The sequence below is a fragment of the Paracoccus wurundjeri genome, from assembly GCF_030678915.1.
GTDB lineage: Bacteria > Pseudomonadota > Alphaproteobacteria > Rhodobacterales > Rhodobacteraceae > Paracoccus > Paracoccus onubensis_A.
Genome location: NZ_JAUUTZ010000004.1, coordinates 1 through 23,864, shown reverse-complemented (window position 1 = coordinate 23,864; position 23,864 = coordinate 1). Strand labels below are relative to the sequence as shown.

The 23,864-nt window shown below is 56.5% G+C and carries 22 protein-coding genes; 6 read left to right on the top strand and 16 right to left on the bottom strand.

Annotated elements, in window-relative coordinates; all coding sequences use genetic code 11:
- Positions 1-170 precede the first annotated feature (170 nt).
- From Q0601_RS05445 to Q0601_RS05435, 3 genes are read left to right on the top strand one after another with little or no spacing between them, the layout of a single operon-like run.
- Entirely contained in the window at positions 171-350 is a 180-nt protein-coding gene (locus tag Q0601_RS05445) for a hypothetical protein (protein ID WP_305287941.1), read from the top strand.
- Positions 347-1,864: a CHAD domain-containing protein gene (locus Q0601_RS05440; RefSeq protein ID WP_305287939.1), complete on the top strand. Its 1,518-nt coding sequence runs from the start codon at positions 347-349 to the stop codon at positions 1,862-1,864. Before Q0601_RS05445 ends, Q0601_RS05440 begins: the two co-directional genes overlap by 4 nt.
- Complete coding sequence (locus Q0601_RS05435) at positions 1,864-2,613, top strand: ParA family protein (protein WP_305287938.1); 750 nt, start codon at positions 1,864-1,866, stop codon at positions 2,611-2,613. The genes Q0601_RS05440 and Q0601_RS05435 overlap by 1 nt, the downstream gene beginning before the upstream one ends.
- A 524-nt stretch (positions 2,614-3,137) precedes the next feature.
- On the opposite strand, the gene Q0601_RS05430 is transcribed toward Q0601_RS05435, so the two are convergent.
- The 3 genes from Q0601_RS05430 to Q0601_RS05420 all read right to left on the bottom strand — a co-directional run bounded on the left by Q0601_RS05430 (position 3,138) and on the right by Q0601_RS05420 (position 6,633).
- Positions 3,138-3,323, bottom strand: coding sequence for a hypothetical protein (locus Q0601_RS05430; RefSeq protein WP_305288357.1), 186 nt, complete (start codon positions 3,321-3,323; stop codon positions 3,138-3,140).
- Positions 3,324-3,827: 504 nt separating this feature from the next.
- A complete protein-coding gene (locus Q0601_RS05425) occupies positions 3,828-4,994 on the bottom strand; it encodes a mandelate racemase/muconate lactonizing enzyme family protein (protein ID WP_305287936.1) in 1,167 nt (388 codons plus the stop codon).
- A 52-nt stretch (positions 4,995-5,046) separates the two neighbouring features.
- Positions 5,047-6,633, bottom strand: a complete 1,587-nt coding sequence (locus Q0601_RS05420) for a TRAP transporter permease (protein WP_305287934.1) — start codon at positions 6,631-6,633, stop codon at positions 5,047-5,049.
- Positions 6,634-6,672: 39 nt separating this feature from the next.
- Here Q0601_RS05420 and Q0601_RS05415 point away from each other — a divergent pair, with 39 nt between their 5' ends.
- Entirely contained in the window at positions 6,673-7,392 is a 720-nt protein-coding gene (locus Q0601_RS05415) for a GntR family transcriptional regulator (RefSeq protein WP_305287932.1), read from the top strand.
- 297 nt (positions 7,393-7,689) lie between these two features.
- On the opposite strand, the gene Q0601_RS05410 is transcribed toward Q0601_RS05415, so the two are convergent.
- From Q0601_RS05410 to Q0601_RS05360, 11 genes are all read right to left on the bottom strand, one after another.
- Entirely contained in the window at positions 7,690-8,406 is a 717-nt protein-coding gene (locus tag Q0601_RS05410) for a ribonuclease activity regulator RraA (RefSeq protein ID WP_305287930.1), read from the bottom strand.
- A gap of 265 nt (positions 8,407-8,671) precedes the next feature.
- Positions 8,672-9,832 (bottom strand): mandelate racemase/muconate lactonizing enzyme family protein, encoded by a 1,161-nt coding sequence (locus tag Q0601_RS05405; protein WP_305287928.1) that lies wholly within the window; start codon positions 9,830-9,832, stop codon positions 8,672-8,674.
- A 48-nt stretch (positions 9,833-9,880) separates the two neighbouring features.
- Entirely contained in the window at positions 9,881-10,591 is a 711-nt protein-coding gene (locus Q0601_RS05400; RefSeq protein ID WP_305287926.1) for a GntR family transcriptional regulator, read from the bottom strand.
- Positions 10,584-12,092, bottom strand: coding sequence for a tripartite tricarboxylate transporter permease (locus tag Q0601_RS05395; RefSeq protein ID WP_305287924.1), 1,509 nt, complete (start codon positions 12,090-12,092; stop codon positions 10,584-10,586). The genes Q0601_RS05400 and Q0601_RS05395 overlap by 8 nt, the downstream gene beginning before the upstream one ends.
- A gap of 15 nt (positions 12,093-12,107) precedes the next feature.
- Entirely contained in the window at positions 12,108-12,614 is a 507-nt protein-coding gene (locus Q0601_RS05390) for a tripartite tricarboxylate transporter TctB family protein (protein ID WP_305287922.1), read from the bottom strand.
- Between the two features lie 60 nt (positions 12,615-12,674).
- The gene (locus tag Q0601_RS05385; RefSeq protein WP_305287920.1) at positions 12,675-13,619 is read right to left on the bottom strand and encodes a Bug family tripartite tricarboxylate transporter substrate binding protein; all 945 of its coding nucleotides are present in this window, start codon (positions 13,617-13,619) and stop codon (positions 12,675-12,677) included.
- Between the two features lie 889 nt (positions 13,620-14,508).
- Complete coding sequence (locus Q0601_RS05380) at positions 14,509-15,669, bottom strand: glycerate kinase family protein (RefSeq protein WP_305287917.1); 1,161 nt, start codon at positions 15,667-15,669, stop codon at positions 14,509-14,511.
- 126 nt (positions 15,670-15,795) lie between these two features.
- Positions 15,796-17,262, bottom strand: coding sequence for an SLC13 family permease (locus tag Q0601_RS05375; protein ID WP_305287915.1), 1,467 nt, complete (start codon positions 17,260-17,262; stop codon positions 15,796-15,798).
- A 399-nt stretch (positions 17,263-17,661) separates the two neighbouring features.
- Complete coding sequence (locus Q0601_RS05370; RefSeq protein WP_305287913.1) at positions 17,662-18,174, bottom strand: L,D-transpeptidase family protein; 513 nt, start codon at positions 18,172-18,174, stop codon at positions 17,662-17,664.
- Between the two features lie 201 nt (positions 18,175-18,375).
- Entirely contained in the window at positions 18,376-19,107 is a 732-nt protein-coding gene (locus Q0601_RS05365; RefSeq protein ID WP_305287911.1) for an anti-sigma factor family protein, read from the bottom strand.
- A 52-nt stretch (positions 19,108-19,159) separates the two neighbouring features.
- Positions 19,160-19,651, bottom strand: a complete 492-nt coding sequence (locus Q0601_RS05360) for a sigma-70 family RNA polymerase sigma factor (RefSeq protein WP_305287908.1) — start codon at positions 19,649-19,651, stop codon at positions 19,160-19,162.
- 114 nt (positions 19,652-19,765) lie between these two features.
- Here Q0601_RS05360 and Q0601_RS05355 point away from each other — a divergent pair, with 114 nt between their 5' ends.
- Positions 19,766-21,073, top strand: a complete 1,308-nt coding sequence (locus Q0601_RS05355; protein WP_305287906.1) for a S8 family serine peptidase — start codon at positions 19,766-19,768, stop codon at positions 21,071-21,073.
- A 464-nt stretch (positions 21,074-21,537) separates the two neighbouring features.
- Here Q0601_RS05355 and Q0601_RS05350 read toward each other — a convergent pair whose 3' ends face one another.
- Complete coding sequence (locus tag Q0601_RS05350; RefSeq protein WP_305287904.1) at positions 21,538-22,899, bottom strand: HTTM domain-containing protein; 1,362 nt, start codon at positions 22,897-22,899, stop codon at positions 21,538-21,540.
- Between the two features lie 117 nt (positions 22,900-23,016).
- Between Q0601_RS05350 and Q0601_RS05345 the strand changes: the two genes are divergently transcribed.
- Positions 23,017-23,385 carry a DCC1-like thiol-disulfide oxidoreductase family protein gene (locus Q0601_RS05345; protein ID WP_305287902.1) on the top strand — a complete coding sequence of 123 codons (369 nt, stop codon included), beginning with the start codon at positions 23,017-23,019 and terminating at the stop codon, positions 23,383-23,385.
- A 204-nt stretch (positions 23,386-23,589) separates the two neighbouring features.
- Here the strand turns inward: Q0601_RS05345 and Q0601_RS05340 are convergent.
- Positions 23,590-23,864: hypothetical protein (locus Q0601_RS05340; RefSeq protein ID WP_305287900.1), on the bottom strand; the 275-nt coding region annotated here is incomplete at its 5' end.

Genomic DNA, 23,864 nt, shown 5'->3' with positions numbered 1-23,864 from the left:
ATGAGCCGCGATGCCAATGTCCCTGCCAACTCTCCAGTTATGCGATAAATCCAATACGGTAAATCGATGATACCAGGCCCCTCCGGCCGGTTTCCTCACTCGTGCCGGCTATCTGTTTGTCGTATTCTACAACATATGACATCATGACGTCACAAAAACAGAATCAGATCATGGCCAAAGCAAAGAGATCGAAAGACGAAGGTGACAAGAAGAACACCTCTTTACGCCTTTCCGGCAAGACATTGAAGGCTCTCAAACTCCGCGCAATCGAAGAAGAGACGAGTGCGCAGAAGATTATCGAAAAACTGATCGAGGATTATCTTGGGCGGCCACGAAAGCCGAAGGCATGATCGCCACGGGTGAAACATATTACATGCCGGCCGCGTGGCTGACCAAGCTGGCCGAATGCAATGCGCAGAACCTGATGCCGGTTTTGGACTGGGCAGAAGGCAGCCGTCCCTTCGCGATCCGTGATTGTTTCGATCAGCGCCTGCGACGTTCCCGTCGGCTGCTTTGGGAAGATGGCAACCGGATGGAGTTGCTGTCAGCCTCCGGTGCGACACATTGCCAACCCGCCACACCCGATGCCCGCTTTGTCACTGAGTTCGTCGAAGGGCCGGTCAAGGCAGCGCTTGCGGATTTGTCTTCGCTGCGCGCACTGCTGCACATCGCCTCGGGGATGACCCGGTCCGGCCGGCTGGCGCTGGTCGATGACGAGGGCAAAATCCGGGCGCGCGCCGAATTGCGTGAATTGGAAGCGACCAATGGCAATGCTGTGATCTTGCTGACGCCGCAGGGCCTGCGCGGCTACGATCGGGCCCTGCACGATCTGGTCGCACGCATACGTGACTGCGGGGCTACGCCACTTGCGACCGGCAATCTCTATCGAACGATCCAGCCTGCCTGCACCGGGTATCTTGCCAAGCCGAGCATAAAGATCGGACGCGAGGAAACCGCCTTCGACGCGGCAAGCAATCTGATCAACAGTTATCTGCCTGTCGCCCGCGCGAATGAACAAGGTATCATTGCCGACCTCGACACCGAATTTTTGCATGATTACCGTATCGCGTTGCGCAAGATCCGCTCGGTCCTGAGTCTGTTCAAGGGTGTCTACGACTCACAACAGACGGCTGAACTAAGAACGCAGTTTTCTGAGCTGATGGCGCTGACCGGGCCACTGCGCGATCTGGACGTCTATCTGCTGGAACAACAGAGCTTCTACGATCTCGTGCCGGAAAGGATGCATTCCGGGCTGGACAAGATGTTCGCGCGGCTTCGCCGCATGCGCGCCACGGAACAGGTTACGCTTACCGCACATCTACACAGCAAGGGCTATCAGCAGGACATCAAGGCGCTGGCCAGGATGTTTGCCAAGCAGCGCAAACTTCTGCCCGGCCCGAATGCCAGCCGCGCCTCCTACGGTCTGGCCCGCGAACTGATCTGGAAACGCTATCGCCGGATCCGCCGCATCGCAGCGGATCTGAATGCCGGAACACCTGACGAACAGGTTCACGAATTGCGCATCGAATGCAAGAAGCTGCGCTACCTGATGGAATTCTTTGGCCCGATCTTTCCGCGAGATGACTTCACCGCTTCCCTCAAGCCACTGAAGAGGCTACAGGATTCCTTGGGCTGGTTCAATGATTACGCAGTGCAGCAGACCAAGCTGCTGACCTTTGCCGATGATCTGGCCAATGATCCGAACAAACTCGAAATCGCCCAGAGCATCGGCGCACTGGTCATCGTGCTGCACCAGAAACAAGTCGCAGAGCGAGAGAAGATCATCGCCGCCTTCGCGCGCTTCAACAGCAACAAGATGCAGCGGACCATCCGCAAACTGTTCCACGACAGAAAGGGATTCTGATGCAAATCATTGCCTGCTATTCCAACAAGGGAGGCGTCGGCAAGACGGCGACCGCTGTAAACCTCGCCTATGCCTTTGCGGCATCGGGTCACCGGACATTACTATGCGATCTCGATCCTCAGGGCGCCTCGGGGTTTTATTTCCGCGTAAAGCCGTCCAAGAAGCTGACCGGGGCACGTTTTTTCGAGGATATCGAACGCTTCGCCAAGGCGATCCGGGGCAGCGACTACGACAATCTCGACATCCTGCCCGCGAATATGAACTTTCGCGATTTCGAGCTGTTCCTGTCACAGATGAAGAACGGCCAGTCGCGACTGAAAAAGGCCCTGAAGGCCGTCAAATCCGATTACGACATCATTTTGCTGGACTGTCCGCCGAACATCTCGATGCTGTCTGAAAATGTCTTTCACGCGGCAGATGCAGTAATCGTGCCGGTGATCCCCACCACGCTGTCCCAACGCACCTTCAGGCAGTTGCTGGAATTTTTCCGCGATTCCGGCCTGCCCAGGAAAAGGATCCACGCCTTCTTTTCGATGGTGCAGGGCATCAAGAGCCTGCATAGCGAAATGATTGCCGAGATGACGGATGCGTATCCTGAACGTTTTGCACAAACGAAAATCCCCTTCACCTCCGAGATCGAGCGCATGGGTCTCGCCCGTGCCCCGGTTTTGGTCACCGCACCGGGTAGCAGAGCCGGCAAAGCCTATCAGGCCCTGTTCGAAGAAATCAAAGAACGAGTGAACGGATAAAAGAGATCGAACGTAAGTTTCTGGCAGATGATTCTGTACCGATCGAATTACCCGCCAAACCGATCCTCCAATGTTATCCGACCACCACACAGATACTCTCGGGATACGGTCGTAACAAAAAGGCAGCGATTATTCCCGGACATTGAAATCCAACGTAAGCCGTATTTCCTGCAAAACTATTTCATTACCTTAAAATATTGATGTTCCCGCCGCCGAGCCCGAAGCTGGGCAATCGTACCTTCGTAGTGCTCCGGTGTCGGAAATCGTAGTTTCGGCTGTTATAAAATACAATAAAGTATGGGATGGTCGCGGGGGGCTCGCAGCCCAGAAGGCCAGCAACCTTTGGTTGTATCAGCTTATAAAATAGAGATCGTCACTTTGAACCGCCTTGGGTTTACCGTAAGGGGTTGGTTCAATAGTTAAGCTACTTTTCAAGTTGTCGTAAAAAGCCTCCTCTGCGCCGTGTGGCCTGACATATCCGATGGCGCTGTGCAGGCATTCGGTATTGTGCCGGTCGACCCATTTCAGCGTCTCCCGTTCGACTTTAGCAATGGACAAGGCTCCAGGACGTTGATGACGTCGGCCTTCAGACCGATGATGCTTTCGGCCAGCCCATTGTCATGGGCATCCCCGACACTGCCGACCGAGATCTCGATCCCGGCTTTGGCCAGCCATTCCGTGTATCTGGGGGCCGCTGCTGTAATCGGCATGGTTCTTACGAAACACCGAACACGGCGTTCGCGAAGTTCAGCAGGACAGACGAGGGAGAACAGTCTCTTCGTTATAGGGTTCATCCTTTGAGTGCTTCACTCTTCGGCAATTCCGCGGCGGTTCAACGTCAGGAAGCTCGCCAAGAACGGCGCCAATTTCCTCGATCCGGAAAAAGCCGGTCACTCGGTGTCCCCCGACCAGCAACCGGCCTCGTAGCGCCGAATGCTCAGAAACCCGCAATAGCCATGGCAGACCGCCGAGACGATGACACCCCGTTTCCGCAGCTGCCGGGTAATCGCCTACAAGCCGGCACTGTCAGGGAAATCCCACATCACGCCATGCCCCCGCTGAAGTATATCGCGTCAGGCGCCGGGATGGCCCCTTCACCATGCTTCATCATCTTCTAAAGCGCGGGTTCTCTACCGCGAGGTATTCCTGCCTGTCGTTTCATTCTGCACGCTGCGCGGGGATCACTTCAATAAGACCCTCCTCATGTCCGTCGACTAAAGCCTGAAGGCGTTATCTAGCCAGGTCTTCAGCCCGGATTTCAGTTCAAGCCCGACACCGGGCGCATCGGGCAATCGGATTCGACCATTTTCAACCTTCGAGCAATCCGCAAAACTGCCGAGAGGCTGAAAGACGCTGGGGTAACTTTCGTTACCGCCAAGACCGAGACCGGCCGCAAGGTGCAGCGACATCTGATGCCCTCCATGGGGATGCAGGCGTCTTGGAGACCAGCCATGCCGGCGCATGATATCCAGCACCCTGAGATAATCGGGCAGCCCGTATGCAAGACCGCAATCGAATTGTACGAAATCGCGTTCGGACCGCATCCCGCCATAACGCAGAAGATTGCGCGCGTCCTGTGACGAAAAAATATTCTCGCCCGTAGCAAGCGGACCATCATAATGCTCGGCGACAACCGCCATCAACTGGAAATCGAGTGGATCGCCCGGTTCCTCGTACCAGCGAAGACCGTAGTCGCTCATGGCGCGGCCATAGGCGAGCGCGGTCTCCAGACCGAACCGTCCGTTGGCATCGACTGCAAGGCGCGAACCGTCACCCAAGACGGCAATTGCGGCTTCGATCCGCTTCATATCCTCGGCAAGCGGCGCGCCTCCGATCTTGATCTTTACCTCGTTATAGCCGAGGTCGATGTAACCTTTGAGTTCATCCTTGAGCGCACGGTAATCGCCACCCTGCTGATAATAACCGCCGGTGGCATAGACCGCGACCTCCTCATTGGCTTGCCCATCTCGATATCGGTCCGCCAAAAGACGGTAAAGCGGTACGTGCTCGGCCTTGGCCCGCAGATCCCACAGCGCCATGTCGAGCGCCCCAAGCGCGGCGGCGCGGTCACCGTGACCACCGGGTTTTTCGTTCCGCATCGCGGCGTTCCAGCAAGCGAACGGATCGATACCACCCGCCTCATCCCTAAGGCTTTCCGGCTCGGCGGCCACGATCCGGGGGATGAAACGCTCGCGCAACATGCCGCCAACCGACCACCGGCCGATCGAACCGAAGCCATAGCCGACAAGCGGCTTTCCGTCCCGATAGGCATCGGTCACGATTGCGACAGCCGATGTCGTCAGGCCAGCAAAATCGACTACGGCATTGGCACCCGGGGAAGTTATCGGCAGGTCCTTCTCCAGGATGCGAAGGATTTTCATTCCGTATTTCCTTTCTTCATGCGCCCACCATTCGCCATGCGCAGTGGATCGATCAGGGCATCGTATTCCTGCATCGAAACCAGCCCCGAACGGACACAAGCCTCGCGCAATGTGAGATTTTCGCGCTCGGCCAGCCCCCGATAAGCGCGGTCAGGGTGGTTCTGACAATCTCGATGACGCTGCCTTCAAGAAGAACGCCCTGATTGTGGATAAACAGGAACGGGACGATGAAGGCGGCAATGCCATAGCGTACCGACTTGAATGCCGTTCTCCACGGATCGGCCCCGGCAAGCGCCGCGCCCGCAAAAGCGGAAAGCGCGATGGGCGGGGTGATCGTAGAGATCACCGCATAATAGAAGATGAACAGATGCACCGGCAGCACCGGCAATCCCATGCGCTGCAAGGCAGGCGCAACCACACTGGCCGCGATGGCATAAGCGGCTGTGGTCGGCATCCCCATGCCAAGGATCAGTGCGATGATCATGGCAAAGATCAGTGCCAGCAGCTCGCTTTGTCCCGCCACCCCAAGCAGCAGCGCCGAAAAGCGGCCGCCAAGACCCGTCAGGCCAATGACACCGACAACGATACCCGCGCAGGCACAGACCGCTGCCAGCTGAAGTGATTGACGCGTCCCGATGGACAGGGCCTCGAGAATATCGAGCCCCGTTCCCTTGACAGCCGCAGCGAGTGTCCCGCGCTGTCCGACGATCACAAGCGTGAGAATGGCAAAGAGGCCAACCGCAAAGGCAATGCCGCCGTGACTATTAGCAGACAACCCCGGCAACAGCAGGACAGTCGCCAGTGCCGACAGGATCGGAGCGGCATGTATGCGCGTGTCGATACCGATCCGCTGCTGCAGCATGACAAGCACGGAAACCGCAATTCCCCATGAGCCTGCCGAGATGATCGAAAACCCGGCAAACAGGAAGATGAGCAGCACGGCCAGAGGTGCAAGAACGAAGGCATCGCGCATCATCGGTCTCAGCGGCGGCAGATCGGCACGGGGCAAGCCCTCGATACCTTCTTTCCGCGCCTCGAGATCGATATGCACATAAACCGCAAAGTAATAGAGAATGCAGGGAATTAGCGCCGCGACAATGATCGTGGTGTATGGGATGCCCGTAACCTCGGCCATAATGAACGCGCCCGCCCCCATGATCGGCGGCGTGAGTTGCCCGCCCGTCGAAGCCGCTGCCTCGATCGCGCCCGCACTCGACGGCCGGTATCCCACCCGCTTCATGACCGGGATAGTAAAGGTGCCCGAGGCGACGACATTGGCCACACCCGAGCCCGAGATTATCCCGAAGAGAATGGAACCAAACAGCGACACCTTGGCCGGGCCGCCCCGCAGCCCCCAAAAGGCGCCGAATGCCAGGTTCATGAAGAAGTCACCAACCTTGGACACCTGAAGAAACGCGGCGAACAGAACGAACAGAACGATATACAGCGCCGCCGCTGCGGTCGTGATCCCGAAAATGCCCTCCATCGAATAAACGAAAGTCGTGAATTCGCCAAAACCGTATCCGCGATGGAAAAGAACACCCGGCAGCCACGGCCCGATAAAACCGTACAGGATGAAAATTCCTGCAAGGATCGGCAGCACAAGCCCCGAGGTACGGCGGGTGAACTCGATGACCACGACGTTGCTAGGGATAAAAACCCACGGGAGGGTGTCTGAATGCGCAATCAGCCCATTTACGCAGAATTGTCCGAGTATCTGGTTCGGGCGATCAAGAGCGGCGATTATGCCGTCGGCTCGCTGATGCCGACCGAACTCGAAATCGCCGCGCAACGCGGCGTCAGCCGCGCCACAGTCCGCGCAGCACTTGACCGCCTCGAAGCGATGGGGTTCATCACGCGGCAGAAGGGCGTGGGAACGCGGGTCATCGCCGCGAATCCGGGCGGATATAACGCCTCTACGGCATCGCTCGAAGAACTGGCCCATTTCGGCGCCGCAACCGAGCGGGTGCATATTGATCAGAAAGAGATCGTCGCCGATGAGGAACTGGCGCGACGGATGGGCTGCGCACCCGGCAAACGATGGTATCTGGTCAGTGTCATGCGGATCGAGCCGAATTCTGACGCGCCGCCAATCTGCTGGACTGACAATTACATATCGCCCGAATATACCGAGGTCGCGAAATCGTTGCCCGGTCAGCGCGGCCTGATCGCCGACCTGATCGCAGAGCGGTTCGGCGTAATTGTCGATAAAGTCATCCAGACGATACGCCCTGTTCTGCTTGACCACAGAACGGCAGAAACCCTGCAAGCTATTCCCAGCAGCCCCGCGCTCGAGATCATAAGGCGCTATCAGTCTGCGGGAAACGCAATTTATATCTCGATCTCACAGCATCCCGGTGACCGTTTCAGCTATCGGATGTCACTCAGGCGACGTTGACTGCGACGCAATTGATCAGGGCGGATCTCTTTCCGCTTTCGCTGTCGCGCAGATCGGATAGCTAACTTCTGCGCAGGATGCGTGTCGGGTAACAAATGCTCGCCGACAGACATCGCAAGCTGTCAGCGATCCGCGCGCAATGTAGTCTGGGATTGATCGGGCTCTGCGGCCAAACCCGAAGATGAAACACCGCCCGCAACGGCTTTGCGACGCAGGCGGGTGACAATTGGTCAGGACGGCCAGTCATTGGAAAGCTGCCAGGGCATGACATGTACGCCCTTGCACTTGGGCGAAAGCTTATCCTGTTCCGCCTTGGCTTGTCAGCCATGCGTCGTAACGCGCCTTTGTCTCGGCGTTCATCGGGTAGAGACCGGGCAGCCTTGCGCCTTTTTCGACCTCGTCGATGATCCAGCCTTCCATCTTTTCTTGTGCAGGCGCTTCGATAAGAACATCCTCCAGAAGATCTTTCGGAATGACCACCGGCCCATCGCTGTCGGCGACGATGATATCCCCGGGGATCACCGCAACACCCCCGCATCCGATCGTCTCGTTCCAACCGACAAAGGTCAGCCCGGCCACCGATGGCGGGGCTGAAGCACCGCGGCACCAGACTGGCAGGCCGGTGGCAAGCACGCCGCCAAGATCGCGCACCATACCGTCGGTTATCATCGCAGTTACCTTGCGCTTCATCATGCGGGCGCAAAGGATATCGCCAAAAACGCCGGCATCGCTGACACCCATTGCATCGATGACGGCGATGCAGCCTTCAGGCATATCCTCGATCGCCGCCCGGGTCGAAATCGGACTTCCCCAGGATGCCGGGGTCGCCAGATCTTCGCGCGCGGGAACGAAGCGCAGGGTAAAGGCTTCGCCCACCAGCCGCGTCTGACCGGAATGCAGCGGCGCCGCACCACGGATCCAGACATTGCGCAATCCTTTCTTGAGCAGAATTGTCGTCAGCGTCGCAGTGGTCACATTCATAAGTATCGTTCGGGCTTCTTGCGTCAGCGTCATGTCGTGATTCCCTTGTTCAGATATTCGAGATATAGCCGCCATCGACGCGGATCGTGCTGCCGGTGACATAGGAAGCGCAAGTCCTGGCCAGAAAACTCATCATATCGGCATATTCAGCGAACAAACCATAATGCGCCGCGTGGCCACGCGCCCGGGCAGGACGATATTAGCAGTTATGCCTTTGCCCGACCCCGCGCCATGCCGTGAAATAGGGCTGATCTGGCAACAATTCCGGGACAGATCGTTTCCCGGAAGGTTGGCGGGTTCAGACCTTGACGGCGTATTCCGCGATCAACCCGTCCTTGGGTTCGAGTCCCAGTCCGGGCTTCTGGCTGACATCCAGCCAGCCATCTTTGGGCTGCGGAACCTCTTTGAAGATCGCATTATAGGCCATCCATTTGTGAAAATGGTACTCGACCAGCCCGCCATGCTGCAAACCGGCATGCAGTGCGATATTGTGCGGCCCGTTTCCGTTTCCGTGACCCAGCGGCACGTTAAAGGCACGGGCAACCGCCGCGTTCCGTATCGCCGCAGTGATGCCGCCATCATTGTTGATATTCGGCTGGATGATATCCACCGCGTCAGCCTGAAGAAGCTGTAGCGTCGAGAAACGTTCATTCTCTGCGGCGGCAACCGGAATCGTGGTTTTCATGCGCAGATGGTGGAGGTTGCGCGGATCGTTATAATGGATGGGTTCCTCGATGAAAGCAATATCGAGCTCCTCGCACATCTGGCAAAGCTTCATCGCCTGCGGCAATGTCATGCGCAGATTACCATCCATCGACAGCTTGATGTCGGCTCCCACGGCTTCGCGCATCGCCGCCATGCGATGATAATCATCGACAGGATCAGGGATACGCTGACGACCGACCGTGTTCTTCAGATGGGTGCAGCCCAGCCCGACCAGATGCGCGGCCTCCTTGGCCAGTTCTTCGCGGGAATAGGTTGGCGCACCCTCATAGGCAGCTCCATGCGTTACATAGACCGGCACGCGGTCACGCGCACCTCCCAGCAGGTGATGCACAGGCTTGCCGACCGCCTTGCCCTTGATGTCCCAGCAGGCGATATCGATCATGGCGAGCGCGATATTGAACATCCGTCCCAACGCGCGTTCCCAGGTGTGGCGATCGAACAGCCCGGCGATCAAATCCGTGCGGAACGGATCTACCCGCGCTTCGATGATACGGGGCGCCATGAATTCATTGATGAGATGGATCGCCGAGTGATGGGCATAGCCGCTGGTCGCGTAACCTATGATCCCGTCATTGGTTTCAAGTTCCAAAAGCAGAGCGCCCTCGGTCTTGGGACGGTCGCGGAAGGGCGGCGGCGGGATTGGTACGCCACGGATATTATGGATTGTTGCACGCGTGATATACTGTTTGCTGGCTACGAAATCCGCTTCGAACGCGTAGGTCTGATTCATCATGGGGTGGCCTTTGCCTCCTTCAGGTTAGTTGAAAAGCACATTGAAATTCTACGCGTGCGTTCCATCGTCGGGATTGGTAGTATAGGCACGCAGACCCTCGCGAATATGGGCACGCATGGCAGTCTCGGCCTTTTCGGGATTGCCGCTTTCTACTGCCTCGAGAATTGCCCTGTGTTCGGCAGACCGATGGTTGAGGCGACGCTGATCGCGAGCATTCACCAAACGGTAACGGGCGAGCGCCAGTTGCAGACCGCCATGAATCCGCACGACGCGCCGCATGCCCGACAGTTCGACCAGTTCAGCATGAAACTCTGTCCCAAGAGCGAAGATCCGATCTATGCGCGCCGATCCCTCCAGCCGGATTTCGGCATTTTCAATTGTCTCGATGACGGCCCAGAGCTTTTCGGTTTCCACGGCGCCTTCGGCGACCAGCTTTGCAACCTCATACGCGGCGAGTCCTTCGATATGTTCGCGCAGGCGGACGAGTTCGATCAGTTCCGTGCTTTGCAACGGCGCAACCCGCAGGGTGCGATTGCGCTGCCGCTCGATCAACCCAAGCTCCTCGAGTTGCTTGATTGCTTCGCGAAGAGGAGTCCGGCTGATCCCCAGATCACGAACGAGGCTTTCCTCCGTGATTTTTTCACACGGAGCAAGCTCACCCTCGACGATGCGGCGAGAAAGCTCTTCGAAAGCCCATGCCGAAACGGAGTCTCCGATAGTCCCGCCGCGCGCACGTGTGTAGGTCGATGGATCAAGCATGCGGGGATACCTTTTTATTATGTCGGATCAGCGGCGCAACGATAGCCCAGATAATGAGCAACACTGCGACGACCAGCACGACAGAAGCAATCGTACTGTGCCAGAATACCGAAAGATCACCCTCGCTGATGATGAGACTGCGTCTGATCGAACGTTCAAGCAGCGGGCCAAGGATCACGCCCAAAAGGATTGGCAGCACCGGGTATTCGAGTTTCTGGAACAGATAACCCGCAAGGCCGAAAGCGAGGCAGATCATGACATCCGCAACGTTGTAGCTGACCGAGTAGATACCAAAGATCACCACTGCGACCACGACCGGGAATAGCACCGAGATGCGAACGAACACCAAAGCGGCAAGCAGGGGGATCAGCAGAAGTGTGAGGAAGACGAGCACCACATTCCCAACATAAAAGGTCCCGAACAGCGTCCAGATGAATTCGGGCTGCTGCGCAAACAGACGCGGCCCCGGTTCCAACCCGAGCATCAGAAGGCCACCCAGCATCACCGCTGTGGTGCCGGAGCCAGGGATACCCAATGTGAATAGCGGTATCATCGCCGAATAGGAGGCAGCATTGTTAGCCGCTTCCGGCGCAGCAACACCTTCAATGGCACCTTTACCGAACTTTTCAGGCGATTTGGAGCTACGTTTGGCGGTCGCATATGCAAAAACCGTTGCCGCTGTCGCACCTGCTCCTGGCAGGATGCCGACGAAGAAACCGATCAGTGCACTTGAAAGCAATGTCCATTTACAGTGCAGGAAATCCGCAAAGTGCGGGAAAAGACTCGCCACGGAATATTCTGCCTTCTCGCGCCGGGAACTTGCAGTATTGCCGAGTGCAGCGAACATCTGGCCCAGCCCGTACAGGCCAACAACCACGATCGTGAAATCTATACCTTCCAGCAGATGGATCGACTGAAATGTAAAGCGTGGCGTACCCGAAATCGGATCAAGACCAACCATTCCGACCCATAATCCAAGACCAAGCCCTATGAAGCCCTTGTAGGCATCCTCACCTCCCAGGACGGTTACGAGACAGAGCGCGAGCACAATCAGTGCCGTCATCTCTGCGGGACCAAAGGCGAGTGCCGCACGCGCAATCCAAGCCGCCAGGAAAGTCATCAGCAACAGGCTGATGATGCCTCCGGTGAAACTTGCGTAAACTGCCATGCCAAGTGCGCGCCCCGCTTCGCCCTTCTTGGCCATGGGGTAACCGTCCAACGTGGTCATCATGGCTGCGGAATCACCCGGCACACCGATCAGAATCGACGTGACGGCGCCGCCATACATCGCCCCATAATAAACTCCGGCAAGGCCCGCTATAGCGACGGTGGGATCAAGATTGACGATGGCCGGCAACATGATGGCAACACCTGCTGCCGGACCAAGCGCCGGCAATGCGCCAACAAAAAGCCCCAATAGCACGCCGACAAAAGTCGCCAAAAGGTTCTGCATCGTTAATGCAGAACCAAGGCCGGACAAGAGAAGATCGAAGATTTCCATTGAGCTCTCGCGGAATCAGAATCCAAAAGGACCTTCGGGAAGCAGAACCCGAAGGAAAATTTCGAAGATGTAGTAGCAGGCGATGGTGAAAAGCACCGAAATCGCGGCGATCGTGACAAGCCACCGCAGATCGGTCCGCCAGTGAATGACGAGACTGACAGCAATCATGAGGAGCGGCAGGTGTAAAAATGCGCCCAGTATCGGAAAAAGCGCCAGGTAGATAGCGATCAGCGTCACGATAATGACGACCTTGCCAAGCTCACCCGCATGTATAGCTGGGGCGTCAAGCTCTGAATCGGTTGGATCCACAGACTTTTTTGTCGAATGGGTTCGAATACTTCGTGTCAGGTTCAGTACCGAAAAAATGGTAATGAAGGTCCCCGCCACAAGCGGGAAGGTTCCTGAACCGGGGCCTGTCTCGCTGGTGATTCCGAACTGCCAAGCCTGAACCAGCACATAGAGACCGAAAAGCAAAATTAATGCCGAAGCAACGACATCAAGCATCGATATTTCGATTTTCACGGATCTTCCCCATATAGTTGAGTTGCGTTCTGGACTCGCGCAATAATCTCGCGGCGCGAGTTACTGGATAAGCCCGGCTTTCTGCATCTGGCTTTCGAAACTGACCGTAGTCTCATCGAACAAGGCCTTGAGATCGTCACCAGCGATGAACGCTGCCTCTATATTGTTGGGCTCTAGATATTTTGTGTGCCACAGTTCCGAATTGGCGAGTTGCTCGAATGCGTCAGTCCAGTAGGAAACCGCAACGTCAGGTACATCCTTTGGCATCACAATAGCCCGGATCTGACTATGCGCGATATCATATCCAAGTTCGGTGAAACTCGGCACATCGGGAAGAGAATCCAGCCGCTTATCGGTAGACACCGCGAGGGCACGCAGATCACCTGCTTCGATCTGCTGCAAGATCTCAGAGGGATTGCCAAAGATCGCATCGATATGACCGCCAAGAACGGCACTCATCTCTTCGCCCGAACCATCGAAAGGAACCGAACGGATTTTGAGCCCGCTTGCCTCATCGAGCAGCGCGGCCAGGATCGTCTGATCATTGACAACACCGGTGGTGCCAGCACTGATCGAACCCGCGGCAACAAGCTCTTCCAGCGTTTCGTATTCGCTGTTCGCGCCCACCGCGAGCACATAGGGATCGATTGCAATCACAGCAATTGGCGTAAAATCATCCGGTCCGACAGGACTCTGGCCAAGTAGCGGGGTGGTGAAAAAACTTGAGGCGATGGTCTGCAACACATAAGGATTGCCCGCCTGTCCGGCCGTGTAGGTATAGGCAACACTGCCAGAGCCACCGGGGCGATTTTCGACGAGCAGTTGACGGTCCACGATGTCGAGCTCGCTAAGTTGGCTCGCGATCGTGCGGGCAAATATATCGCTACCGCCGCCGGCAGAGCTTTGCACGACTAAAGTGGTGTCGCGGCTGGGATAGTCCTCAGCCTGTACTGCAAAAGGCGCAAAAATTGCGGTCGCAGCGAATGCGAGCTGGAACAGTTTCATGACATTCCTCCCATAGACTGGATTCTCCTCCGGGATGAGCGGTATCATTTTTCTGAATTCTTGTATACAGAAATTCAAGTATTTCTGCATACCCACTGTAATGCGTTCCTCGGAAGCGCAAAATTGAACCTGCACTGCCGCGTCCGTGCAGGATGTCAGCCGGAAAATGATCGCAAACTTTGTGCGTCAGCCGTGCGGACCGCCTGTTTCGATAGGTGCCCCAGTCAGGAACAGGTATACTCCGTTTTTCAAGGTGGATGTCGTTGTCCTCGGTCAAGTATCCAGTTGATCAAGGACAACATGCAGCGATCGAATGAAATCGCCCCCATACTGCATAATATCGGTGCCGGTCATCACGTGAGAGTCCGCCGGCTAGCCAGCCTTCCCCTGCAGTCGGTCAACGTCCGCCCGGCCGCAGTAAGTACAAAATCGTGCAATGGGCATACAAGCTAGCCCGGTCACAGCCGGTGAGATCGTATCATGGCCTCACAAGGACTGCCAAGGTTCGTGAAGCTCCGCACCCTCGTCCTAGAACCGTCAGAGGTTTCGATTGCGCGATCAGGAAGGCCTGCCCTCAGGTCTTCAACCTTATCGAGAAGCGCTTCGGGATGAGCCAGGGAAAGCTTGTCGCAAGCCGGGATTATTTGAAGGCGCATGACTTACCCGAAACACTGGATAAACTTGTCACTCATCAGGCATTCAAACCCGGATCAATGCCCCAAGCGCACTGCACTTTCCTGGCGGCGCCGCCGGCCCGCCGCCGTGACCAAGGCCAAAAACTCCGGCTTGCGGCTGTCAAAAACTGGTAGGCAGAATAGCGGCTTTACCCAGTGATTATACTTCCATGACCTATTTACAGATCAGCCCGGATTGCATGCATATATCGGGACTACCGCAACGCCAGTTTCTGGCCGACTTGCAACATTCTGATTGCATCTTCCGCCGCGCGGCGCAGTAATTTTTCACCTTTGCGGATCGCATCTTCCAGAGTGCAGGGGCGCTTGACGATCGACGCGAAAGCCGAGATGCCATGGTCGAATGTATGTTGCGCCCCTTTCCCGATCGTGCCCGCCAAGGCGATGGTCGGGATACCTTTCGCAGCGGCTCGGCGTGCAACTTCGCAGGGAACCTTGCCATAGGGACTCTGCCCGTCCAGCGAGCCTTCTGCGGTAATGACGAGATCGGCTTTGTCAAGCAAGCGGTCGAAATCCAGATATTGCCGCATGATATCGAACCGGGGATGCAGGCGGGCGCCCGCACATGCGATCAATCCGGCTCCGAGACCTCCGGAAGCCCCGGCGCCCGGTGCTGTCGCGACATCGCAACCTGTTGTTGTTAGCAGATATTTTGACCAATTCACGAGACCACGTTCCAATTCCCGAACCTGCTCGGGCGTGGCTCCTTTTTGGGGACCAAAGACACGCGCGACACCTTTGGCGCCAAGCAGCATGTTGTGCCAGTTTACAGCTGCGTCGATCCGCGTCCTCTTCAGCCGTGGATCCAGGCCGGATATGTCCAGTCTCGCCAACTGACCCAAAGCGCCGCCGCCATCGGGCAAATCACATCCATTCCGATCCAGCAATCGCGCGCCGAGGGCGCAGGCCATGCCCGCGCCACCATCGTTGATGCCGCTGTCACCGCACCCGATAAGGATACGCTCGACCCCGTGATCCAGCGCCTCAAGCATCAGTTCACCCACACCACGACTGGTGGTGAGCATGGGATTGCGCTGATCTTGTGGTACCAGCGAAAGGCCCGCTGCAGCGGCCATTTCGATCACCGCGGTACGCGGGCCATTGCCGCCAAGCTCACCCCAGAAACTATCGACCGGCCTGCCTACAGGTCCGGTGACAACAGTGTGGTGTAACTTGCCACCGGTTGCCAGGATCAATGCTTCAGTGGTTCCCTCACCACCATCGACCATTGGGGCAGACAAGATCGTGGCATCCGGCATCGCTCGCGTCACGCCATCTGCGATAGCCAACACGACATCATTGACGGACAGAGATTCCTTGAACCCCGAAGGTGCGATCAATACGGAGAGTGACATTATTTCAATCCTTTCCTGATTTCTGATCCGTCTACGCTTCAAAGCGGGCGTTATTCCTGATTCATGACATTTTTTTCATTTCCATGATGGTGACCCCGGTCGACCCCATGTTTCAATGCGGTTGCTTCAATCCGGCATGACCATCGCGATATCCGCGCCAATCTGTTCTTCCTGCAATAACGCCAATTGCGCTGGCCAGATCAGTAGGGCAAAACCGATCAACATCGCCACAATCATCGGCATCAATGGAAGAGCGAGCCTGAACAGATCGCGCTGCTTGAAGGTCGGGATCTCGGTATTGGCGAATATTGCCACCGGTTTCGCCGAAGCCGTCATCGTCTGGCAAAATCCCGTGCCCATGACCGCGACCAGGATCAACAGGGTCGCGTCATGCCCCAACTCGGCCAGAGGCAGGGCGATCGCCGGAATCAGCACAGCTGCCCGCGCCGAGCGCGAGGTAATGAACAGATGTGCCGATACAGAGATAATAGACAGCATGATCACGATAACCGGCAGGCTGCCCGCCAGTCGCGCGGGAAGCAGTCCAAGCGCCTGATCCGCCAGCCATTGATCCGCCCCTGTCAGGTTCATCGATCTTGCGAGCAGCACCGTGGCAGCCATGTAAAGCAGCAACTCGACATCGACGGCCCGGAACATGTCTTTTGTTTTTCGCGGTGTGAATGGGCGTGTCAGCAAGATAAGAGCGCCGGTCAAGGCAACTGTCGCCATACTGGTTCCGTGCCAACCCGAGGTCAGCCATAGCAGCATTACCACCAGCAGAACCATGCTAATGCGACGCTGACGAGTCACAAGTTCCGGGGCTATCGAGGGCGCTCGGACGGCAGTGATCCGGAGCTTCCGCAGATCGGCCGGGGTAAACAGCCACAGGATCAAACCGGTGCCTACGAAGCTGGCCAACAATGAGAAGGGTAATCCGATCAAGGCCCAGTCCAGATACCCGATCTGCATGCCGGTCGTTGCGCGGATACTTTCGGCGGCCAGTAAATGAGCACCGGCTCCAATCAGCGATCCGCCCGCCGACAGCAAGATGACGGTGGGAAAGATGAGTGCCAAGGGCCTGATCAGTGATCTGTTCGGCATGATTGACGCCAGACCCAGAAAAACCGGCATCAACAAGGCGGCTCGCCCTGATGTCGAGGGAAGCGCAAAGGCAGTCAGTGCGATCGCGACGGTCAAGCCAAAAGCCAGAGCATCAAACCGAATTGGACGATACAGCAACGGAGCGATCAGGCGCTCCGTCAGCTCCGCATCCTTCAAAACCGCTGCGATCACGAATGCGGCAAGTAGCAGCCAGACCAGCTCATTTCCAAGCGCGGCAAACAGTTGTTCCTCCGTCAGCACGCCGCACAATACCAGTCCCAATATTATCGTCAGTGCAACAACCGCTTCCGGCAATCGGGTACCGATCCATCCCAGCATTGCCAATGCCATCGCAACCAGGGTCAAACGGCCATCGGGTGACAACTGGCCGGGTAATGCATATCCCGTCCAGATCACTGTCAATACCGTTATGATCAGGATTGCCGGGCGGGCTTTCGGAAGGCTTGGGGCAAGAATATGTAGCGCATTCATGACGATCTCCTGTTGCAGTCACAGGTTTACGCTTGAAATCACGCATTATTCCGGAATCAGCAGAATGGGCAGAATTCTTCGCTCCGGATCAAGCGACGCGGTACCGATTGTTACCTTTGACCCAGGTTTCGCAAGCAGAACCGGTTTTTCTGGAATAGAGCAGTTCCGCCGCAATGAGCCATACTGGCGGCTATTTTTTACAAGCAGCGGCGTTTAAATGAATGAAATGCTCTCAGAAACATCCGTAGTTCCATATACCGGGGCCATCATGGAATTGCGGTTATTTACTTCGGCATTCGACAACCATATATTTTCCATCAGCAGACTCTTCCAACTGAAGCATTTGTATGGGGCGACGCCCCAAAAAAATAAGGCGGAACACAATGCTCGGAAAGCATTTCATGGTTTGATATAAATCAGGGTTCCGGGTTCGACGAGATTATAGATTTCCACCATATCATCGTCACGCACCGCCGCGCAGCCTCGTGTCCAGTCCTTTGGCGGGTTTCGTGTAGCGGACCCTTGCCCATGGATAAATATGTCTCCACCCGGGCTCTTGCCATGTGCACGCGCAAAAGCACGGTCCCGTGCATTCGGGTAAGAAATTCCAAGCGACAAAAAGAAGCGGGAATTCGGATTTTTGTGAGTAATGTAATATACGCCCTCTGGCGTACGCCCGTCCCCCTGAAATTGCTTATGTCTGGAAGGGTTCGGGCCAAGGTCAACCTTATATGACCTGACGGATTTCTTGCCGTTCAGAAGGTGAAGTGTCCGCTCGGATTTATCCAGAAGCAATTGGGTTATTTTTGGCAATCCGGATTGCGTATTTGCTTGTGATATCGCGGGAAACAGGATGAATGACAGGATTACTGCCCACCGCTTAGATATTATCATTTCAATCTCCATATCCATTTACAAGAACGCCTATGTCTCGCAATCTGAATACGGGCCTTCGGATTGGATATTCCCTTACATCAAAGAAATAATCTCTTTAAATAAATATATTGGAAGACCACAAGAATAACATCCATATGGAATGTTTTCACCGCCCGAGTGACCGGGTTGTGTTTGGAAGATATTCATCCGCGCTTGCCATGCCGCGAACGCCGAATGTCATTCGGCTAAGGCCGCAGCCTCTTCTTCCGGCGTCAGAGGGGCGCCAGCTTGGGTATTGGCAAGAAAGGCGTCCAATTCCTCAAGCTCGCCCGCAGCTGGCACATAGCCGTCGGTGGCAGCTTCGACATCCATTGCGAAGCGTGGTGACCAGTCATTCCGATCACGGCAGGCAACGATGATCTCCATACCAGTGGCGTTATGTGTTTCGAATTCCCGGCACAATTCGTCTTTGCCATTCCGATATGACGCGACCATGGTAAGGGTAGTCTGTTCATCCAGCGCCTGCGCCTCTCCCGATGGCAGATTGTCCAACGCCGCGACCTGCGCAGCGTCCAGTCTAGCGGAGCCGGCGGAATCGCCCAGTTGCCACCACAACCCGCCGCCGATCAGGGCCAGGGCCAAAGCCGCGGCAATTGCCGCCAGGGGACGACGATTGATGTTTCCGGGCGTCGCAGCAGATATATCGACGGCGCCGGACGTGGCTGCGGCGGTATTGGCCGGGACAACGGATGCCGCCCGAATCCTGGCGATCAGCTGGGCATCCTGTGCCGAGGATTGTGCAAACGCATCCTGCGCTTCAGCCTGCAAGCGGTTCCGACTTTCGGAAAACAGTCGCAGCCGGGCTTGCAAATCCGGATCGGCATCAATTGTCGCCGCAACCCGGGTGGTTGTCGCCGGATCAAGTTCACCATCGGCAAAGGCCATTAGTGTTTCGTCATCGATCTGCATGCACGCCTCGAACAGCTTGAGTAGATATCGTCTTCAACTTACGGTCCGACAGTCATTTTATTCCCAGCTTTTCTGAAAGGGCCATCCGCGCCCGAGCCAACCGGCTCATGACCGTTCCCTTGGGTATACCCAATACTTCCGCTGTTTCGGCATAACTCAGTTCCTCGATGCATACGAGATGCAGGATATCCCTTTGCTCGACCGGCAGGGTTTCCATCGCGTCCAGCGCAGAGTGCAGCATCAGGCGCGCTTCCACCGTCGCTGCGCCATCGGTGGAAACGATATCGGGCATTTCAAACACATCGAGCTGGGTGCCTTGCGTCCGGTTTCGCCGGGTCATGTCGATATAGGCATTGCGAAGGATACGAAACAGCCACGGTTCGAGCCGCATGCCCGAATCATAGCTGGCATGGTTGACCAGGGCACGTTCGACCGTGATCTGCACCAGATCATCGGCGACATCGGCCCGGCGTGACAGCGAAATGGCGTAGCGGCGCAGATTCGGCAGCAATCCGATCAGCGTTTCGCCGAACGCGGCGTCCATAGATTCTCCTCTGCCCTGTTATTTTCCCTGAACTGACGGAATAATTGGAAGGGTCGGCCGTAAATGTCCAGAAACGAGACCTCGAAAGGCGCTGCAATGTCACGAATCCTTTACATGACTGTCATCTTTATGGTGGCATTCTGCGTACAACCCCAGCTTGGTCCAGATGGTCCGGGGCTGGTCCGAATGGCGCTGGCGGATGACGAAGACGATGACGATGATGACGGCCCCCGTCGTGCTCGCCGTCCCGCGATCACGGATGATGACGACGACGATGGACGGGTCATTCGCCGCCGGGTCCCGGCGCCTGCGATCGCCCCACTGCCTCGGCGCGCGCCTGAAGAGATCCTGGTGCGCGGGCTGACTGACGAGGAACTGGATGTTCTCGAACAGCAGGGATTTGCGCTACTGGCGCGACACGAACTGTCATCCGGCCAGTCCCTTATGCGTATGCGCAAGCCCAGGGAAATGACCATGCAGCAGGCAAGGCAGATCGCCCGGGAACTGGATTCGTCTGAAAGCGCGGATTTCAACCATTACTACCGTAGCGAGCAGGCCGAATCCTGCCACGGCATCGATTGTCTCGCGCGGCAGGTCATCGCATGGCCGGCCACGCATTCCGGCTGCGGTTCCTTGCCCGTTATCGGGATGGTCGATACGGGGCTGAATTCCGAACATCCGGCACTTTCGGATGCGGATATTCATGTACATCGAATCGCCGCAAGCGATCCGACCGAAGCATCCGGGCTGTTGCACGGTACGGCAGTAGCGTCCTTGCTGGTCGGCGATACCGACAGCCGCTCGCCGGGATTGATCCCGCAAGCACAGCTTGTCGCGGTCGATGCCTTCCAGAAAGTTCAGGAAGATGAGCGCACGGATGCTTTCGCGCTGATTCAGGCACTTGATTATCTGTCCCGGCAGAACGTGAGAATCGTGAATCTGTCCCTGGCTGGTCCGCCGAACGCAACGCTCAGATCTCAGATTACCCGGATGGCAGCCGACAATATCGTGCTCGTGGCAGCGGCCGGGAATTATGGTCCTTCGGCCAAGCCCGCTTATCCCGCCGCGTATGATCCTGTCATCGCCGTGACCGCTGTGGATCGGCGTGGGCAGGTCTATCGTCGGGCAAATCGCGGCGAGCATATCGATCTGGCCGCCCCGGGTGTGAATGTGTGGACTGCGGCTTCGATCAGCGGTGCGCGCACCAAGACCGGCACCTCCTATGCGGCGCCTTTCGTGACGGCAGCGGCGGCATTGCTGTTGCAAAGCAGGCCGGATCTGACCGCAGCAGCTGTTCGCGAACAGCTTGTGGTACGGGCGCGTGATCTGGGTAGCCAAGGGCATGACAATATCTTTGGCCACGGCTTGCTGACACCACCCGATAGCTGCCGGACTCCTGCGACCGGAATTGGCGCCGGATAGGCTGCTTCTGCCTTCTGGCGTCAACCTGTGCTGATTCCCCCAAATGGGTGCCGGGAATCCTTGAACCATGCGGCAGCACACCATGCTGAAAATGTTCGGGCAAGGAAATCTTTTATCGTAAGGATTCGCAAAAAATGGCAATACTCTATGGTACTGACTCGGCCAATCGCCTCAACGGACCGCAGGCATTGATCGTTTCGCCTTCATTGGCGAGACCGATCAGATCATCGATTTCGAACCTGGTGACGATCAGATAAGCCCCAGTAACTGAGCACGTTTCGATAGCTGGAGGGATATTCAGGAACCCGCCCGGGAAGTCGGAGACAATGTCCGTATGTGATCGGAGATCGTTCGATCATCGAGGATTTCAATCATTCGTAAATGGATCGCCCGATTTCCTTTTCCGAAAACCATGCCTCCGGAAAGCCCAGCTATCGTGAAGCCACGGCATCAGACCCGGAGCTTCAATTTTCCCAGACGCCGCGAATCTGTTCGTCAAGTGGCACGATCCACGGATCGGCCGAGAACATGGCGACCGGGGCCGAAAGAAGATCAACCGCCGGATCGACGAAATATTGTGGCTCGCGGCCGTTAAGCGATTTTTGGATCTTGGCGTGAACGGACAGCTCGTCATATCCGGCCTCGCGCCAGACAGTTCCGAGATGATGTGCGAATTGGAGGATCATGTCGGGACGCACAAGCATCTTCCCTGCCTGCCGTTCGGTCAGATAACCCGCTGGGTCCACCACCCATTCCTGCCCCTCGGCGCGGACGATGAACACGCCCGTGGCCTGCCGATCGTAAATGCGCATACGCCAGGAAAAGCGATGGCCATCCCCGCTCCAGCGGACCTCGGAAGGGATGAACCAGGCCCGCATGGGCAAAACGATCTGGATGACCAGCCAGCCCGCAAGAGCAAGCAGAGCAAACCGGGGAATCGGGCGCCCCGCCGTCCGAGCCGCAAGCGGCAACTCTGGCAGCTGCTCGAAACGGCTCAGCAGGTATCGCGCAAAGCGTTGGGGCCAATCCGGGGCAAAGAAGATCGTCGTTGCGGCTATGGTCAGCCAGGGAAAGATGCCAATATTGAAGAATCCCGCATTGGCGATGTGAAAAATGCCATAGGCGCCAAATACCCATAGTCGCGTCTTGTTCCACAGTAACAACGGCGCGCCGATCAGATGCAGCGCAACCGTGCCCCATGTCCCGGTAATGATTACCCAATCATAGTGAAAGAGAAAGCCCAGCGGATGCAGATCGGCTTGATCGCGCAACCAAAGCCCAAGCGGCTCGCCCGCAAGCCAGTCCGGCGTCAGTTTCACGATCCCCGCGAAAAGCAGCATGATTTCCGTCTGTGCACGGATGAGGAAAACCGTGACATAGGGAATATGTTCGCGACGCTGGCTCGGAAACAACCATGTGTCCAGCGACAGCATGCGCTGTGCCGGTAAAAAACACATCAAAATCAGGAACAGCAGGACGAGATAAAAATGATTCAGATATTCCGCTTTGTCGAGAAGGAAGAAATAGCCGAACCCGATTGTCAGCATGATCACGGACACGCGGTAGAACAGCCCCAGCATCACGCAAAACGCAGCACTCCCCATCATGCCCCATGCAATATGGATCCAGGGTTCTGGTAACGGCACGACCCAGTCGAATCCGGTATAGGTGAAGTGAAAATCCGGCTCGACCCAGTAGCGCCAGATACGATCATATTTAAAAAACCGCCAGCAATCCCAGACCAGCAGTGCCCCCAGAAAGATGCGAAACATCGCCAACGACTGCGCGGAAACCGGACGTGACAGTATCGCGCTTATTCGAGGCATGAGCGTGGCGGTATCCTTTGCAGGCAACATGGTTTTAATCTTTCCAACAATCCCGATCTACCGGAATACGGGCGGGCATCCTACGTATTCCTTGACAGTTCAAAAAAGGAGGGACGGATGGGAATCGGGCATGTCCAGATCGTCTATGACGGGCAATGCCCTCTTTGCTCGTCCCTGGTACGGATGTCACGGCTGCGTCTGCGTGTCGATTCGGTAGAACTGATCGATGCCAGGTTAGCCGATCCACGCATAGAGGAACTGGTCGCCATGGGCTATGATCTGGACGAAGGCATGATCCTGCGCTGTGATGGCCAAATCCATCATGGTGCGGCTGCGTTGCGGATGCTTGCTGAATTGACCGGCAAACCAGACCTGCCCACCCGATTGCTCCGTTCGCCACAGACGGCTGGCCATATCTATCCTATACTTCGGCAGGGGCGCCGCTTGCTGCTGCACCTGCTTGGGCGTCGTCCGTTCGGCAGATGATTTTTTCCCCAGACCGGGAATAAGAAGAGCGTTCGACCGTATCCCTTCCGAGGCGCGCAATCGCGGGTCGCATGGGAAAGGAAGAAACGGATGAAACGAAGAACCATTTTCGGAATGTCGGTCGCAGCCCTTGCCGCGACACTTGCGGCGCCGGCCGTAGCGGATGATGATATACGAAGCTTGCGCTATATCCTGAATACGGTTTCACAATTCGATCGCGGATATGGCTTTAGTCATTATCCTCGCGGGTATCATGACGATGATGATGATGGCCGGCGTCATGGACTTCATCATCGCCGTTTCAATCGGGACGACGATGATGACGATCGAGGACATCGCAGCGGATACCGAGGGGGATGGAATGACGAGGCTTTGTTGCGCAAAAGGTTGACGGGATTCATCTTGTGAATCCAGCGTGATACCTTTGGGCATGAGCAATTGGACCTCGACGAAATACAAGACGACGAACTGGTCGTCCT